The sequence below is a fragment of the Saliphagus sp. GCM10025317 genome (genome assembly GCF_042663665.1).
Taxonomy (GTDB): Archaea; Halobacteriota; Halobacteria; order Halobacteriales; family Natrialbaceae; genus Natronosalvus.
In genome coordinates, this window is record NZ_JBHTAQ010000007.1 from 712,557 (window position 1) to 729,089 (window position 16,533).

The following is a 16,533-nucleotide window of genomic DNA, read 5'->3' on the forward strand; positions in this document are numbered from 1 at the left end:
ACCCCCTCCGTGGAATAACCATGAGGAATATTACGAAACAGAAAATATTATCACGCTGTATGCGGAAGGTGGTCGTGTAATGAGTATCTCAGAATCGTTTCAGGGAGAGGAGCCGGAGCGAGGGACGTGGGAGGACGTCCGCGACCTGCCGCCCAGTGCGAAACTCGTCGCGAAGGTTCTCGAGTACAACGACACGATGACCCAGCAACAGATCGCCCAGGAGAGCCTGTTGCCGCCGCGAACCGTCCGCTACGCTCTCAGCCGGCTCGAGGAGCAGAACGTCGTCGCGTCTCGTTTTTCCTTCTCGGACGCCCGCAAGCGCCTGTACTCGCTCGAACTCGAGCGCTAGTTGACCGCTTCACTTTCGGTCCGGTCGCGGAACCCCTTTAGTCGACGACGCACAATGTCGTCGTAGATGACGCGGGTGATACACACGGGCGACACCCACATCGGGTACCAGCAGTACAACGCGCCCGAGCGACGACGGGACTTTCTCGAGGCCTTCGACAGCGTCGCGACGGACGCCATCGAGGACGACGTAGACGCCGTAATTCACGCCGGAGACCTCTTTCACGACCGCCGGCCCGGTCTGGTGGACCTCCAGGGGACCGTCGAGGTGCTCCGCCGCCTGGCCGACGCCGAGATTCCGTTCTTGGCGGTCGTCGGCAATCACGAGGGGAAACGGGACGCCCAGTGGCTCGACCTCTTCGCCGACCTGGGACTGGCGACTCGACTCGGACCCAGCCCGATCGTGGTCGACGACGTGGCCTTCTACGGCCTCGACTTCGTCCCCCGCTCGCGGCGCGAGGACCTCGCCTACGACTTCGACCCGACCCCCGACGACGTAGAGCACACCGCCCTCGTGAGCCACGGATTGTTCGAACCCTTCGCCCACGCCGACTGGGACACCGAAACCGTCCTCGAGGAAGCGTCGGTCGACTTCGACGCGATGTTGCTCGGTGACAATCACGCGGCCGACACCGCGGAGGTGGCCGACACCTGGGTCACCTACTGCGGGTCGACCGAGCGTGCGAGCGCGAGCGAGCGCGAGGACCGGGGATACAACCTCGTCACGTTCGACTCCGACGTGGCGATCAGCCGCCGGTCGATCCCCGGTACCCGCGAGTTCGTCTTCGTCGACGTCGACCTCGCGGACGAGGAGGGCGTCGACCGGGTCCAGGAACGGGTGCGGGAGTACGACCTCGAGGACGCGGTCGTGATCGTCACCGTCGAAGGGGAGGGCCGACCGATTGCCCCCGCCGCCGTCGAGGAACTCGCCCTCGAGCGCGGCGCGCTCGTCGCGCGGGTCAACGACCGCCGGGAACTGGCCGACGAGGACGCCGAGATTTCGGTGAGCTTTGCAGACCCTGACGCGGCGGTCCGCGAGCGTGTGCGCGAACTCGGACTCAGCGACGCGGCCCTCGAGATCGACCGAACGGTTCGCGACGACGACGTGGTCGACGCGAACGTTCGCGAATCGACGAGGCGGCGGGTCGAGGACCTCCTCGAGTCCGACGACTCGGCGTTTGCCCCGGCCCCGGAACGGGACCCGGAGGACGTCCAGACCGTCGCCGACGCGCTCTCGGGTGGGGACGACGTGGCGGAGGCGCTCGAGGAGGGCGACGCGCTACTCGAAGAGGATGAAACGCCAGTCAGCGCCGACGAGGGGGGCCCGGCCGACGTTGCAGCAGAGGGAACGGAGGCAGCGGCGGAAGCGCTCGAGGAAGCGACGGAGGAGGCTGAAGCTAGCGACGAATCCGCGGACGAAGCCGACACCACTTCCCTGGGTGATTTCGCGTGAGAGTCGACTCTCTTTCCCTGCGAAACTTCAAGTGCTACGCCGAGGCTGACCTCGGCCTCGATCACGGCGTCACCGTCGTCCACGGCGTCAACGGCAGCGGCAAGTCGACCCTGCTCGAGGCCGTCTTCTTCGCGCTCTACGGCTCGAAGGCCCTCGACGATCGGACCCTCGACGACGTGATCACCATCGGCGAGGACGAGAGCGAGGTCGACCTCGCCTTCACCCACGACGGGAGGAGCTATTGCATCCGCCGGGAACTCAAACTCCGGGGCGACCGGGCGACGACCACGAAGTGCGTCCTCGAGACGCCCGACGACACGGTCGAGGGCGCCCGCGACGTCCGCCGGGAGGTGACGAACCTCCTGCGGATGGACGCCGACGCGTTCGTCAACTGCGCGTACGTCCGCCAGGGCGAGGTCAACAAGCTGATTCACGCCTCCCCGCGCGAGCGCCAGGACATGATCGACGACCTCCTCCAGCTCGGCGCGCTCGAGGAGTACCGCGAGCGGGCGAGCGAGGCCCGCCTGGGCGTCAAGGACGTCCTCGACCGTCAGGAGGGCGCCCTCGAGAAATTGCGAGAGCAGATCGAGACGAAGGAGGAGAAGGACCTCCCCGAGCGGCTCAACGCCCTCGAGACCCGGCGGGCCGACGTGGTCGCGGAGATCGACAACTTCGAGTCCCAGCGCGATGCTGCCCGGGAAACGCTCGAGAACGCGACGGAGGTCCTCGAGCGCCACGAGGAAACCCGCGAGGAGATCACGGCGCTCGAGCACGACGTCGAGGAACTCCGGGAGACGATTTCGGTGACCGAGCGTGAGCGCGAGGAACTGCTCGAGACGATTCAGGACCTCGAGTCCGAGCGCGAGAGCGTGCTCGAGGAACGAGCATCGTTGCTCGAGGACCTCGAGGAACCGGTTTCGCTCTCGGCAGGTGGCGCTGGCGACTCCGGCAGTGCCGATGGCGTCGACGGTTCCGATGGTTCCGACGATACAGACGAGGACGCACCAACCGTCGACGCCCGCATCGACACCCTCGAGTCACGAGACGACGAACTTCGTGACCAACTCGAGGAGATTCGCGTCGAGATCACCGAGACGACCGGCGAGGTCGACCGCCTCCGAACGCGCGCGGACGAACTCGAGGCGGAGGCCGACGAGAAGCAGGCGACGATCGACGATCTCGCCGAGACGCTCGAGGCGGAGGCCGAGACGATCGAACAACGTGAGGCGACGCTTTCGGAGGTCGAGGACGAGATCGAGGCGCAGCGAAATCGCTTCGAGGACGCGCCGGTCGCGTTCGGCGACGCGGACGGCCACCGGGACGAACTGGCGGCCCAACGGGATGAGTACAAATCCGACCTCGCCACCGTGACGGCCAGAATCGAGGCCGTCGAGGCGTCGATCGAGGAGGGCGAGGCCCTGCTTGAGGAGGGGAAGTGTCCCGAATGTGGCCAGCCCGTCGAGGACTCGCCCCACGTCGACGTGCTCGACGAACGCCGGGAGGAACTGGCCGACCTCGAGGCCGAGCGGGACGATATCGAGGCCGACCTGGCAGATGCCGAAACTAGACTCGAGCGCGACGAGGAGCTGGTCGAGGTCGAAGGGGAGGTCGCGGATCTCGAGGGGAATCGCGAGAACGTCGCCCAGTTGCTCGACGAGAAGCGTGAGACGATCACGGAGCGCCGCGAGCGGCGCGAGGAACTCGAAGGGCGCGTCGAGGACCTCCGGGAGTCGGCGGCCGAAAAGCGCGACGAAGCGGACGCGCTCGAGGAGGGGCTGGCCGAAACCCGGAAACGCCTGGGCGAACTCAACGGCGAGCGCGCCGAGATCAAAGCCGAACTCGAGACCCTCGAGTCGGTGGACTCGCTCACCGACCGGCTCGAGGAACTCGCGGGCGACCTCGAGCGCGCCCGCACGGAACGGGCGAACAAGGCCGAGTTGAACGAAGAGCGTCGGACCCGTCTCTCGGACAAACGGGAGCGAAAGCGAACCCTCGAGGACGAGTTCGACGAGGGCCGAATCGAGGACGCCCGCGAGAAGAAACGCAATGCGGAGCACTACCTCGAGCAGGTCGAGCCGAAACTCCAAGAGCTCGAGGAGAAGCGCGAGGGCATCCAGAACGCGATCGGCGCCGTCGAGCAGGAACTCGAGGATCTGGAGGATCTCCGAACAGACCTCGAGCGCGTCGAGGATCGGGTGGCGGACCTCCAGTCGCTGTACGACGAGGCCGAGACGCTGCAGGCGACCTACGGCGACCTCCGGGCCGAGCTGCGCCAGCGAAACGTTGAGACGCTCGAGCGCCTGCTCAACGAGACGTTCGACCTGGTCTACCAGAACGATTCGTACGCCGCAATCGACCTGGACGGCGACTATCGGCTGACGGTCTACCAGAAGGACGGGGAGGCGCTCGAGCCCGAACAGCTATCCGGGGGCGAGCGGGCCCTGTTCAACCTGAGCCTCCGCTGTGCGATCTACCGGCTGCTGGCGGAGGGCGTCGAGGGGTCGGCCCCGATGCCGCCGCTGATCCTCGACGAGCCGACCGTGTTTCTGGATTCGGGCCACGTCACCCAGCTCGTGTCGCTCATCGAGTCGATGCGCGACCTGGGCGTCGAACAGATCGTGGTCGTGAGCCACGACGAGGAACTCGTGGGTGCGGCCGACGACCTCGTGAGCGTCGAGAAGGACTCCACGTCGAATCGCTCGCGCCTCGAGCGGGGCGAACCCCCGGAGGCGGCGCTGCTGGCGTCCGATTAGCGACTGTGGTTGGTCGTTACTCTCCGCCCGACGCCGTCTTTTCACGATAGCGTTCCCCCGGTGAGCACCTCGAGCCCGCGTCGCGCGGCGTCGCTTATCGCGTACCCACGCTCGCCGCCGACCTCGGTCTCCTCCAGAACCCCGCCCGCCGTGAGGACGGCCAGCCGGCCGTGGAGGTCGCTCTCGCAGAAGTCGCTGTACTCGAGGATCTCTCGAACGCCGAGAGGCCCGCGTCCGGCGATTTCGAGGACGAGTCCGAGCGTTCGTTCGTCGTGAATCGACAGGACGAGGGTACGGACGTCGCCGTCGACCGCCTGTGCGGCCAGCTCGAGCGTGGATTCCTCGGGAAGAGGCTCGAGTCGGTCGTTCGCGACGTAGCGTTCCTCGCCGGTAGTGGGGTCGCGAACGAGACTCGAGTCCGACGAGCGTTTGACGAGCAGGTAGCGGGTGCCGTCGTCGCTGCGGATGGGTTTCACGGCTGGTCCTCCGCGGTGCTGTTCGCCGAACCCTCGGTCGTTGTCTCGTCGGAAGGTCTTCCGGCATGGGCGTCGGCTCCGGAATCTTCTGAAACACCGTCGTCGTCGCTCGAAACGGCCGACGGATCGAACGTCCGGTACCGGTAGACGGCGAACCCCGCGAGCACGACTCCGGCCGCGAGCGCCGCCAGGCCGAACTGCGGCATGACGTCGAACGCGAGCAACAGAATCCCGAGTGAGGTCGTGAGAATCGAGGCTTTGACGACGAGTACGAGCGCCCAGAACATCGTAACCAGTTTCGGATCGGCGTCGCTGGCGTCAGTCTCGACCTGTGGGATCGTCAGCGAGTCGGTGGTCGGATCGTAGAGGTCGCTCTCGGGGTCGACCTCCTCGGGTTCATGGTCGCTCGGCTCGAGATCCACGACTGTTCTCAGGGGAGTACCGCAAAAAAGCGTTCGCGTTGGGTTGTCGAGGGGTGTGCACCGCGCACCCCGGAACCGTGCACCTGGAAACGCTCGAGGCCGTCAGATCAGGCGACTTCCTCGAGCGAGAACGTCTGGGTCGTCTCCATCCAGGCGAGGGGGTTTTCGGCGTCGTAAAAGACGGTTCCGTCGTCGGTTTCGTAGCTCTCGATCGTGGCGGTGCCCGCTGGTTCGCCACGCGGTTCGCCACCGTCCGTCGTATCGTCGTTCATATGGATAGACACGGCATGTACCTCGTTATGTGCTATGTGTTACCACGTTAAATGTCTTGTTGCCCACTGTCAGAACACTACCACGTCCGGATTGTGAGCAGGGAAGACGAGTTCGGCCCCGAAAGCCGATTCGCGTGGGTTTTTATCCGGTGACTGCCAAAGCCGACACCATGACTGACGCGGGCCAGGCAGGGCTGGATGCGTTCTCGGCGTCGGACGACGAGGCCGACGAACGCCCCGACGAGGAAGCCGTACACGTCGCCGGCAACGGCGGCGCGCTCGGCAGCGAGGTGATCGACGTGCAAGCGGAAACGCTCCCGGAACCCGACGGGACGCTCGAACTCGCCGTGATGCAGGTCGACTACACCGTGTCGGGCTACGGCGACGACGAGTTCCCGATCGTGCACGTCTTCGGACGTACGCGCGAGAACGACCTCGAGCACGTCAAGGTGCTCGGCTTTCGGCCGTACTTCTACGCGCCGACCGAGACGCTCGAGGAGGACGATCTCGAGCGTCACGACCGAATCACTGGCTGGGAAGAGACGGGAGACAACGGTGAACCGTACGAGAGTATCCGTGGCGAGCAATTGACCAAGATCTTTGGGCAAACGCCCCGCGACGTCGGCCAGATGCGCGACGAGTTCGAGCACTACGAGGCGGACATCCTGTTTCCGAACCGCCTGCTGATCGACAAGGACATCCGGAGCGGGATTCGCCTGCCCGAGCGACGAGCGGACGACGGGAGCCTCGTCGTTCCCCACGACGAACTCGAGGCCTACGAGGTCGAGGCCGACCCGCGCGTCCAGACGTTCGACATCGAGGTCGACGACCGGAACGGCTTCCCCGAGGACGGCGAGGAACCGATCATCTGTCTGGCCAGCCACGATTCCTACCGCAACGAGTACATCCTGTGGATCTTCGAAGCCGACGACGGTGACGGCGAGTCGCCAACGGCCCTCGAGAACTACGACCCAATCGAAGGCGACATCGACCACGAGGTTCGCGCGTTCGAGGACGAGGAGGCGATGCTCGAGGCGTTTCTCGACTACATCGACGAGACCGACCCCGACGTTCTGACCGGATGGAACTTCGACGACTTCGACGCCCCGTACTTCCTCGACCGCCTCGAGGTCCTCGAGGGACCGCATCACGACTACGACCTGGACCCGGACCGACTCTCGCGAATCGGCGAGGTCTGGCGGAGTAACTGGGGTGGCCCCGACATCAAGGGTCGGGTCGTCTTCGACCTGCTCTATGGCTACCAGCGGATGGTCTTCTCGGAACTGGACTCCTACCGTCTCGACGCGGTGGGTGAGGCCGAGTTGGGTGTGGGTAAGGAGCGCTATGCCGGCTCGATCGGCGACCTCTGGGAGGACGATCCCACCCGCCTGCTCGAGTACAACCTCCGGGACGTGGAACTCTGCGTCGAACTCGACCGCCAGCAGGAGATCGTCGCCTTCTGGGACGAGGTGCGTACGTTCGTCGGCTGCAAGCTCGAGGACGCGCCCACCCCCGGCGACACCGTGGACATGTACGTCCTCCACGAGGCCCACGGGCGGTTCGCCCTCCCCTCGAAGGGTCAGCAGGAAGCGGGTGAGGAGTACGAGGGCGGGGCCGTCTTCGAGCCGATCACGGGCGTTAAGGAGAACGTGACCGTGCTCGACCTCAAGAGCCTGTACCCGATGTGCATGACGACGATCAACGCCTCTCCCGAGACGCGGGTCGATCCCGACGAGTACGACGGGGAGACGTTCGTCGCGCCCACGACGCCGGAGCCGACCCACTTCCGGCAGGAGCCCGACGGCGTCATGCGCGAGATGATCACCGAGTTGCTGGCCGAGCGCGAGGAGAAGAAGTCGCTCCGGAACGAGCACGAACCGGGCAGCCTCGAGTACGAGCAGTACGACCGCCAGCAGGGGGCGGTGAAGGTTATCATGAACTCGTTGTACGGAGTGTCGGGGTGGGAACGTTTTCGCCTATATGACAAAGAAGCAGCATCCGCAATCACGGCCACTGGGCGCGAAGTCATCGAATTCACGGAGACTGCTGCAAACGAACTGAATTATCAGGTTTCTTACGGTGACACCGACAGCGTCATGCTCGAGCTGGGTCCCGAGGTCACCAGGGAGGAAGCCATCGAGCAGTCGTTCGAAATCGAGGAGTACGTAAACGGTCGGTACGACGACTTCGCGCGCGAAGAACTCAACGCCGACGAGCACCGCTTCCAGATCGAGTTCGAGAAACTGTACCGGCGATTCTTCCAGGCCGGAACCAAGAAGCGCTACGCCGGCCACATCGTCTGGAAGGAGGGCAAAGACGTCGACGACATCGACATCACCGGCTTCGAGTACAAGCGCTCGGACATCGCACCGATCACCAAAGAAGTGCAACACCGGGTGATCGAGATGATCGTCCGCGACGGCGACATCGAGGGCGTCGAGGCGTACGTCGCCGAGATCATCGAGGACTTCGAGGAGGGGACCGTCAGCCTCGAGGAAATCGCCATCCCAGGCGGGATCGGCAAGCGCCTGGACAACTACGACACCGACACCGCCCACGTCCGCGGGGCGAAGTACGCAAACCTCCTGCTGGGGACGAACTTCGACCGCGGGAGCAAGCCAAAGCGATTGTATCTCGAGCGGGTCGACCCCGCCTTCTTCCGGCGCGTCGAGGACGAGCAGGGACTGGATCCCCACACCGATCCCGTCTACGGCGCGTTCAAGCGCGACCCGGACGTGATCTGTTTCGAGTACGACGACCAGGTACCCGAGGCGTTCGCGGTCGACTACGACAAGATGCTCGAGAAGACGCTCAAGGGACCGATTGAACGGATCCTCGAGGCGCTCGACATGTCCTGGGAGGAGGTCAAGTCGGGACAGACTCAGACGGGTCTCGATTCGTTCATGTAGGTTCGCGGGGGTATCATCGTCTCGAGCGAAATCGAGACCGGAGTCTCCGTGTGAGTGCGACGAATATGCTAGCCCGTTCGGTTACCAGTTATGCGAACGACGGTGTACTTATCGTGCTCGGCTAATACAGCGTCGGGCCCCGCGTTCCAGAACGGATACGGACGTTCTCGACCCCTCGCCAGTCCTTTCTCTTTCAGAAAATTATCTTCCCAAATCAGCACATCATCCACTCAGATACGAAACCATTATCAGGCTCACGCCCCACTCTCGAGACGACAGAGGTATCCGATCATATGGCACGCCTAGAACTCAAAAATCTGCACGCGAAAGTAGCTGAGGGCGACGAACAGATCCTGCGCGGCGTCGACCTCGAGGTCAACTCGGGCGAGATCCACGCTCTGATGGGGCCCAACGGCTCCGGGAAGTCGACGACCTCGAAGATCGTCGCCGGTCACCCGGCCTACGAGGTCACCGAGGGCGAGGTCCTGCTCCACCTCGAGGAGGGCGAGTTCGGCGACGAGATCGACATTCCCGAGGACAAGCGAACGTGGAACCTGCTCGAGCTCGAGCCCAACGAGCGCGCGGCGCTGGGCGTCTTCCTCGGCTTCCAGTACCCGGCCGAGATCGAGGGCGTCACGATGACGAACTTCCTGCGGACGGCGCTCAACGCGAAGATCGACGAGCGCGAAGAGCTGTTCGAAGAAGGCGAGAGCGACGACGAGGACGAAGACGACACGCCCGCCACGTCGCCCATGGAAGGCCCCGCCGACGACGGCGAGATCGGCGTCTCCGAGTTCCAGGACCTCCTCCGGGAGAAGATGGAACAGCTCGACATGGACGAGAAGTTCGCCCACCGCTACCTCAACGCCGGCTTCTCCGGCGGGGAGAAAAAGCAGAATGAAGTGCTCCAGGCCGCGATTCTCGAGCCCTCGATCGCCGTCCTCGACGAGATCGACTCCGGGCTCGACATCGACCGTCTCCAGGACGTCTCCAACGGGATCAACTCCCTGCGCGACGACCAGGGTACGGGCATCCTCCAGATCACGCACTACCAGCGCATCCTCGACTACGTCAAACCCGACCGCGTCCACATCATGCTCGACGGCCAGGTCGTCAAGAGCGGCGACGCCAGCCTCGCCGAGCAACTCGAGGACAAGGGGTACGACTGGGTGCGCGAGGAGGTCTACGAGACCGCGTAACCGAATCTGCCTAGGCGAACCGTCATAACGCCAGGGCCGCAACCAACTACATACACCAATCATGAGTTCAGAACAAGACCACCTCAAAGACACCGACACCGAAGCCAGGTTCGAGTTCAAGAAAGAAGAGCGCTCGGCCGTTAAATCGGGGAAGGGGTTGACCGAAGAAGTCGTCAACCTCATCAGCGACGACAAGGACGAACCCGACTGGATGCGCGAGCGCCGCCTGCGCGCGCTTCGGCAGTACCACGCGATGCCGCTCCCGACGGACTGGCCCGGCCAGCCGGACCTGACCGAGCTCGACATCGAAGAAATCGTCCCCTACATCCGCCCGGACGTCGACAAGCGCGAGGGCGTCGACGACTGGGACGAACTCCCCGACGACATCAAAGACACGTTCGAACAGCTCGGTATCCCGGAAGCCGAGCGGAAGGCGCTCTCGGGCGTCGGCGCACAGTACGAGTCCGAGGTCGTCTACCAGAACATGCAAGAACAGTGGGAGGAGAAGGGCGTCATCTTCATGAACATGGACCAGGCGGTCAAGGAGCACCCCGAGATCGTCAAGGAACACTTCATGACGACCTGCGTCCCCCCGAGCGACAACAAGTTCGCCGCGCTCCACGGCGCGGTCTGGTCGGGCGGTTCGTTCGTCTACGTCCCCGAGGACGTCACGGTCGAGATGCCCGTCCAGGCGTACTTCCGGATGAACAGCGAGGGCATGGGCCAGTTCGAGCACACGCTCATCGTCGCCGAACCCGGTTCGGAGGTCCACTACATCGAGGGCTGTTCGGCTCCGAAGTACGGCAAGCACAACCTCCACAGCGGAGGCGTCGAGGTCTTCGTCAAGGAGGGCGCACACGTCCAGTACTCCACCGTGCAGAACTGGTCGAAGAACACCTACAACCTCAACACGAAGCGCGCCATCGTCGAGGCCGACGGGACGATGGAGTGGGTTTCGGGCTCGATGGGCTCGAAGGCCACCATGCTCTACCCGTGTTCGATCCTCAAGGGTCGCGGCGCGACGGACACCCACATCACCATCGCATTCGCGGGCGAAGGCCAGAACATCGACACCGGCGCGAAGGTCTACCACAACGCGCCGAACACCAAGTCGACGATCGAGTCGAAGTCGATCTCGAAAGACGGCGGCCGCACCAATTACAGAGGATTGGTCCACATCGCCGACGGCGCCGAGAACTCCTCGACCGCCGTGGAGTGCGACGCACTGATGTTCGACAACGAGTCGACTTCCGACACCATGCCGTACATGGAAATCGAGGAGTCGAAGGTCGACGTCGCCCACGAGGCCACCGTCGGAAAGATCGGCGACGAGGACATCTTCTACCTCCAGAGCCGCGGCCTGGACGACGACGACGCCAAGAAGATGATCGTCGCCGGGTTCATCGAACCCATCACGGAGGAACTGCCCATCGAGTACGCGGTCGAACTTAACCGCCTCATCGAACTCGAGATGGAGGGAAGCCTCGGATAACATGAGCACGCAGGTACACGCCAATCTGACGCCAGAACAGGTACGCGAGATTTCGGGGGCCCTCGAGGAGCCCGAGTGGATGCTGGAGACCCGTCTCGAGGCCCTCGACGCCCTCGAGGAGCTGGACATGCCGGACGTGATCCGTACGCCGGGCCGCAACTGGACGAACCTCCACGGACTGGACTTCGAGTCCCTGGTCGACCCACTCAACGCAGCTGAAGAGAAGGACCAGGTCGGCCCCGAAGACGTCGACGTGCTCCCGTGGGCCGAGGCCCTCGAGGAACACGAGGACCTCGTGCGCGAGCACTTCGGCTCCATCGTCGATCCCCAGGAGAACTACCTGACGGCGCTGTCGACGGCGCTGTTCAGTACGGGTACCGTGATCTACGTCCCCGAGGGCGTCGACGCCGAAGACGTCACGATCCGGACCGAGATGCACTCCCGGTCGCTGTTCAACTACACGCTCGTCGTCACCGAGGACTCGAGTTCGGTGACGATTCTCGAGCGCCAGTCTACCGGGACCGAACTCGACGAGGAGCAGTACTACAGCGGTATCGTCGAGATTGCCGCCGGCGAGAACAGCTACGTCCAGTACGGGAGCCTCCAGAACCTCTCGGAGGACTCGTACTGCTTCAGCGCTAAGCGCGGCGAGACCGACACCTACGCCACGATCAACTGGATCGAGGGCAACATCGGGACGAAGCTGACGAAGACCGAGACCTCGACGCTGCTCTCCGGGGACTCCTCGGAGACCCAGATCGTCGGGGCCTTCTTCGGCCACGACGACCAGCACTTCGACATCGACGCGAAGGTCTGGCACCGCGCCGAGCACACGACCGCGGACCTCGTGACCCGTGGCGTCACCGACGACACCGCCCGTTCGGTCTACGAGGGCGTTCAGGACGTCGGCAAAGACGCCTGGGACACGAGTTCCTACCAGCGCGAGAACACCCTGATGTTGAGCGACGAATCGGAGGCCGACGCCTCGCCGAAGCTCATCATCAACAACCACGACACCGAGGCCAGTCACTCCGCGACAGTCGGCCAGATCGACGCGGAGGATCTGCTGTACATGACCTCGCGCGGCGTCTCGCCGCGACTCGCGCGCAACATGTTGGTGGAGGGCTTCTTCGTACCCGTACTCGAGGAAGTCGCCGTCGACGAGCTGCGCGAGGACCTCGAGGACCTGATTCAGGCGCGCCTCGAGTAGGTCGCTCCTCACTCACTTACCACACTGTTTCTCGGACACTGTTCGCTGGTCGCTTCTGTTCCCTCGAGTTTCAGGTAATCACGGCGCTACTCTTACTATCGAATGTATAGTAATGTGGCCTACACGCTGGAGTGGTGTCCACCGCGTTGCGGTGGCGCCAGAAGTCGCGTACTGCTCGAACGATCGTTCCCCTCTCGTCCTCCTCCGCTGGTATCTCCGAGACGAGCGTCACATCGTTCACCCGATCGCTGCTGCTACAGGAACCAGCGTGTCCTCATTCTCGTCGTTCCCCCGACACTACCCCGCCCGAAAGCGAGCGCTCGAGCCACCTGAAGACTTATGACGTCATGTTAGGAATTTTGAATATGGCGACGAACCCCTTCCGCCGCACGCTCCTCGGGAGCGTCGGTGCTGTCGTACTTTCGGGCTGTCTCGGGGAGCGAACCGGGAACCCCAGTTCGGAGCGAACCGCTGAGCCGAGCGAGTCCGACAGTGCCGACGATGACGGCTCTGGTGACGACGGGTCCCCCGAGGCTGAAGAAACTCCCGAGGGGACAGACGCGCCCGGAAACGACGACGCCACTCGAGCCGATTCGTCCTCCGAAGACGACGAATCGTACGAAGACTCTAGATCCTGTCGTCAGTACAATCAGCGACGGTCCCTCGGCCAGGCGGGTCCAATCGAGGAAACGATCACCGTCGAAGAAACGGATCGCCTCCATCAGGAGTGTGCCAGGGCGGCCGCCGATATCGCCCTCGAGGCGGCGGACGAACGAGTCGACCTCGAACTCACCGACCCGGATACGTGGTGGATTTCCGCGGGTGCTTCGGGATACGGCGAGGACTGGGACGCCGGTATCACCGTCCGGACCGAGACGGACAGCGACGGCGACTACATCGTGTGTCCGCCCGCCGAGTACGACTTCGACGAAATTGTCGAAGCGGTCCCCGAGGAGGCGACGGTCACGCTCTCGCCCGAGACCGACGACGAGTCGTTCACCTGTACGCACCGGATTCCGGTAGAGGAGGTTCGCTCGAGTCTCGATTAGCCGTGAGCGAGTAGGGCGGAATAGTTCGCGTGGTGGCGGCGAGTTCGGAGTCTCGAGCCACGACCGAAGTGAGAGCGACGCTACGCCTCGTGGATCACTATATCACCGGTCATCGATTCGGTGTGAATTCCGCACTGGTACTCGACCATGTCCGCCGTGGCCTCGAAGGAGAGGGCGTACGATTCGGACTGTTCGTCGTCGGCTTCCGTCCCCTCGAGCGGTCCCGTCTCGCCAACGACGACGAACTCGTGTTGTTGGCCGTCGTTGTTGATCCAGGTGAGTTCGTACTCCCGTCCGGCGTACAGCTCGAGGGTCGGATTCGTCTCGCCCTCGATGAGGCCAGGCGAGCGGCCGTTCCACCCGTTCTCGTTCGCGCCGAGGGTTATGGTGTCGACGTCGCTCCAGTCGTCGGCGCTGGTTTCGTTTCCATCGGCGCTGGTTTCGTTTCCGCCGCCGTCCGTCTCGTTTTCGGCGCCCTCGGTCTCGTTCTCCGCCTCGCGTTCGGCATCCGTCTCCTCCTCCGCGCCGACCGCGTCGCCCGTGCCGTTCGACTCGTTTTCCTCGGTCGCCTCGTGTTCGTCGTCCGCGTTCCGGTCCTGGCCGTTTCCGGTACCCTCCTCGGCCTCCGGTTCGTTGTCGCCCGACGGTCCGGCGCACCCGGAGAGGGCGATCAGCGCGCTCGCCGCAGTACCGAGTTGAAGGAACCGTCGACGGGTCTGTACATCCGGTGAAGTCATACGGCTTCTCGGCGTCCGCCTCGGTTAAGTCGACGGCAGACACTCGCCTGTTGGAACCGAAAGCGGCCGCGTCACGCGCTCGAGCGACCGCGCTCGCCACTTCGTCGAGGGCGTCGATGCCCGCTCGTTATTCTCGCCTCAGTCTCGAGCGACCGGTCAATTGGCCGTTCTCCGAATGCCGCACGGATTTCGGCGCGTCGGGGCCCCTGATGCGGTTGTCGGCCGGGCTGAGCCTTTTTCACTCGTGAACGTTCGGAGGGAAACGTGTTTGTAGCTCCCATCAGTTGACCTGAGTGTATGACTGACCTGGGTGACTTCGAGGCGTTCGACGCCGACGCCTCGAGCGAGGCGGCCGACGACGAGTCGGAAGCGGCGGAGTCGGCGTCTGCGAGCGCGACCGCGGGAGCGGACACGAGTAGCGGGACGACCGATAGCAACTTCGAGCGAACCGCCGTCGAACCGCGCGGCCGAGAGAGCGGCATCGGGACCATCTGCGTCTCGCAGGGCCTGCGCGTCTCGACGGACGGCGACGAGACGACCCTGCGGGCGTACGTCACCGCCGACAACCGCTCGGACGTTCGATTGGGAACGTACGTCCTCGCGAGTTACCCCGACGGGGAGCGCCTGTTCTGCCAGATCGCGGGCCTCGAGTACGCCCAGCAGTACCACGCCGACGACGCGACCGAGATCCACGCCCGGCGGGCGATGCATGGCGGCGGCTTCGACCCCGACGACGAGGCCGACTTCAAGTTCGTCGCGGAACTCGAGCCGGTCGCTGTCCTCTACTCTGACGACGGCGACCTCAAGCGTCGGATGACCGACCGCGTCCCAAAGCCCCAGACGGTGATCCAGGAAGCGAGCGACACAGACGAGATCAAGACCGGATTGAAGATGCCCGAGGAGGGTGTCTTCCTCGGCCACCTCTCGGTCGGCGGGGAGAAGGTACGCACGAACGCCTCGCCGCCGACCATCGATTATCGGCTCAAGGACGACTACGACTCGGGCGACCCGCTCGTCTTCCGACACACGCTGATCGCCGGCGGGACGGGCTCCGGGAAGACCCACGGCGCGAAGAACATCCTGCGGCAGTACCTGACCGAGGAGCGGCGGTACCCGATGGCCGACGGCCGGGAGGTCACGCCCGCGGTCGTCCAGTTCGATCCCCAGGACGAGTACGCCCAGATGCACGACGACAACCCGGACCTCGAGGAGGACTTCGCCCGCCGCCTCGAGCGCGAGGGCATCGCCTACGGCGGCCACGACGACACGACGGCGTTCGTTCCGAAAGTGGGGGACTCGAACTATGCCGCAGGTCACCACCGTGCCGAGCAGGTCGAGTTCACCATCCCGTTCTCGATGTGCCGTTCCCGACCCTGGCTGGTCTCGGGCGGGTCGCTCAACGACAACCAGTACGGGGGGCTCACGTACCTGCTCGACCGGTACTTCAGGGAAACGTCGAGCGCGAGCTACGCGGGCTTCAAATCGTTCCTCGACGACCCGGCCCTGCGGGAGGAACTCGACGAGTCCGGCCGGGTCCACGAGGCGACCTACGACGCCGTCAGGCGGCGCGTCTTCGGGTTCGACGACGTGTTCGACCAGGACGCGCGGCCGATCACGGACCTGATTTCGGAGTTCGTCGCGCCGGGGCAACTCAGCGTCGTTCCGACCTACCACATCAACGACTCGCGGGCGACAGAGGCCGTCGTCCTCGCGCTCTCGAGCCTGCTGATCGACCAGAAACTGTCGAACGACCCGGACTTCGACCGGATCAAGGAGACGCCCCTGATCTTGGGGATGGACGAGGCGCACAACTTCCTCACCGACGCCGATAGCGTGCAGGCCCGGAAGGTCATCACGAAGTTCACCGAGGCCGCCAAACAGGGCCGGAAGGAGCGTCTGGGACTCTTCTTGATTACCCAGGACCCCCAGGACATTCACGACGCGGTCTTCAAACAGATCAACACGACCGTCGTCCTCAACCTGGGCGACGAGGACGCGATCAAGAGCGTCAACATCCCGAGCGACCTCGAGTCGAAGGTCCCCTACATGGAGAAGGGGCAAATGGTGGTCTACTCGCCGGACAACTCCGAACCCGTGGAGTTGATCGGGCTCTCGCGGTGTGTTACCCGGCACGGGCGGGACTGACCTGTTCGATCGTCGGAGCAGACTGACCGTTCGGACGTCGATTGCCGTTTCTTCTACGATCGTCGAAA

General features: G+C 64.3%; 13 protein-coding genes. 9 read left to right on the forward strand and 4 right to left on the reverse strand.

The features are described from left to right. Positions 1-79 precede the first annotated feature (79 nt). The 3 genes from ACFQS4_RS18115 to ACFQS4_RS18125 all read left to right on the forward strand — a co-directional run bounded on the left by ACFQS4_RS18115 (position 80) and on the right by ACFQS4_RS18125 (position 4,554). Positions 80-349: a MarR family transcriptional regulator gene (locus ACFQS4_RS18115; protein WP_500195104.1), complete on the forward strand. Its 270-nt coding sequence runs from the start codon at positions 80-82 to the stop codon at positions 347-349. 66 nt (positions 350-415) lie between these two features. Continuing rightward, the gene (gene mre11 / locus ACFQS4_RS18120; protein WP_500195106.1) at positions 416-1,801 is read left to right on the forward strand and encodes a DNA double-strand break repair protein Mre11; all 1,386 of its coding nucleotides are present in this window, start codon (positions 416-418) and stop codon (positions 1,799-1,801) included. Continuing rightward, entirely contained in the window at positions 1,798-4,554 is a 2,757-nt protein-coding gene (locus ACFQS4_RS18125; RefSeq protein ID WP_500195108.1) for a DNA double-strand break repair ATPase Rad50, read from the forward strand. Before mre11 ends, ACFQS4_RS18125 begins: the two co-directional genes overlap by 4 nt. Positions 4,555-4,595: 41 nt before the next feature. On the opposite strand, the gene ACFQS4_RS18130 is transcribed toward ACFQS4_RS18125, so the two are convergent. The 3 genes from ACFQS4_RS18130 to ACFQS4_RS18140 all read right to left on the reverse strand — a co-directional run bounded on the left by ACFQS4_RS18130 (position 4,596) and on the right by ACFQS4_RS18140 (position 5,724). Further along, positions 4,596-5,030, reverse strand: a complete 435-nt coding sequence (locus tag ACFQS4_RS18130; RefSeq protein WP_500195110.1) for a DUF7346 family protein — start codon at positions 5,028-5,030, stop codon at positions 4,596-4,598. Continuing rightward, positions 5,027-5,452 (reverse strand): DUF7322 domain-containing protein, encoded by a 426-nt coding sequence (locus ACFQS4_RS18135; protein WP_254158231.1) that lies wholly within the window; start codon positions 5,450-5,452, stop codon positions 5,027-5,029. The genes ACFQS4_RS18130 and ACFQS4_RS18135 overlap by 4 nt, the downstream gene beginning before the upstream one ends. Before the next feature lie 107 nt (positions 5,453-5,559). After that, positions 5,560-5,724, reverse strand: coding sequence for a DUF7331 family protein (locus tag ACFQS4_RS18140; protein ID WP_500195112.1), 165 nt, complete (start codon positions 5,722-5,724; stop codon positions 5,560-5,562). Between the two features lie 170 nt (positions 5,725-5,894). On the opposite strand from ACFQS4_RS18140, the gene ACFQS4_RS18145 reads away from it, so the two are divergent. From ACFQS4_RS18145 to ACFQS4_RS18165, 5 genes are all read left to right on the forward strand, one after another. Continuing rightward, positions 5,895-8,633, forward strand: a complete 2,739-nt coding sequence (locus ACFQS4_RS18145; RefSeq protein WP_500195114.1) for a DNA-directed DNA polymerase — start codon at positions 5,895-5,897, stop codon at positions 8,631-8,633. Positions 8,634-8,926: 293 nt separating this feature from the next. After that, a complete protein-coding gene (locus ACFQS4_RS18150) occupies positions 8,927-9,832 on the forward strand; it encodes an ABC transporter ATP-binding protein (RefSeq protein WP_500195116.1) in 906 nt (301 codons plus the stop codon). Positions 9,833-9,893: 61 nt separating this feature from the next. Next, positions 9,894-11,324, forward strand: coding sequence for a Fe-S cluster assembly protein SufB (gene sufB / locus ACFQS4_RS18155; RefSeq protein WP_500195117.1), 1,431 nt, complete (start codon positions 9,894-9,896; stop codon positions 11,322-11,324). 1 nt (position 11,325) lies between these two features. After that, positions 11,326-12,534 carry a Fe-S cluster assembly protein SufD gene (sufD, locus tag ACFQS4_RS18160; RefSeq protein ID WP_500195119.1) on the forward strand — a complete coding sequence of 403 codons (1,209 nt, stop codon included), beginning with the start codon at positions 11,326-11,328 and terminating at the stop codon, positions 12,532-12,534. 365 nt (positions 12,535-12,899) lie between these two features. Beyond that, positions 12,900-13,583 carry a hypothetical protein gene (locus ACFQS4_RS18165; protein WP_500195122.1) on the forward strand — a complete coding sequence of 228 codons (684 nt, stop codon included), beginning with the start codon at positions 12,900-12,902 and terminating at the stop codon, positions 13,581-13,583. 80 nt (positions 13,584-13,663) lie between these two features. Here ACFQS4_RS18165 and ACFQS4_RS18170 read toward each other — a convergent pair whose 3' ends face one another. Beyond that, on the reverse strand, positions 13,664-14,320 hold the full coding sequence (locus ACFQS4_RS18170) for a hypothetical protein (RefSeq protein WP_500195124.1): 657 nt from the start codon (positions 14,318-14,320) through the stop codon (positions 13,664-13,666). A 297-nt stretch (positions 14,321-14,617) separates the two neighbouring features. Between ACFQS4_RS18170 and ACFQS4_RS18175 the strand changes: the two genes are divergently transcribed. Then, on the forward strand, positions 14,618-16,465 hold the full coding sequence (locus ACFQS4_RS18175) for an ATP-binding protein (RefSeq protein WP_500195126.1): 1,848 nt from the start codon (positions 14,618-14,620) through the stop codon (positions 16,463-16,465). Positions 16,466-16,533: the final 68 nt, after the last annotated feature.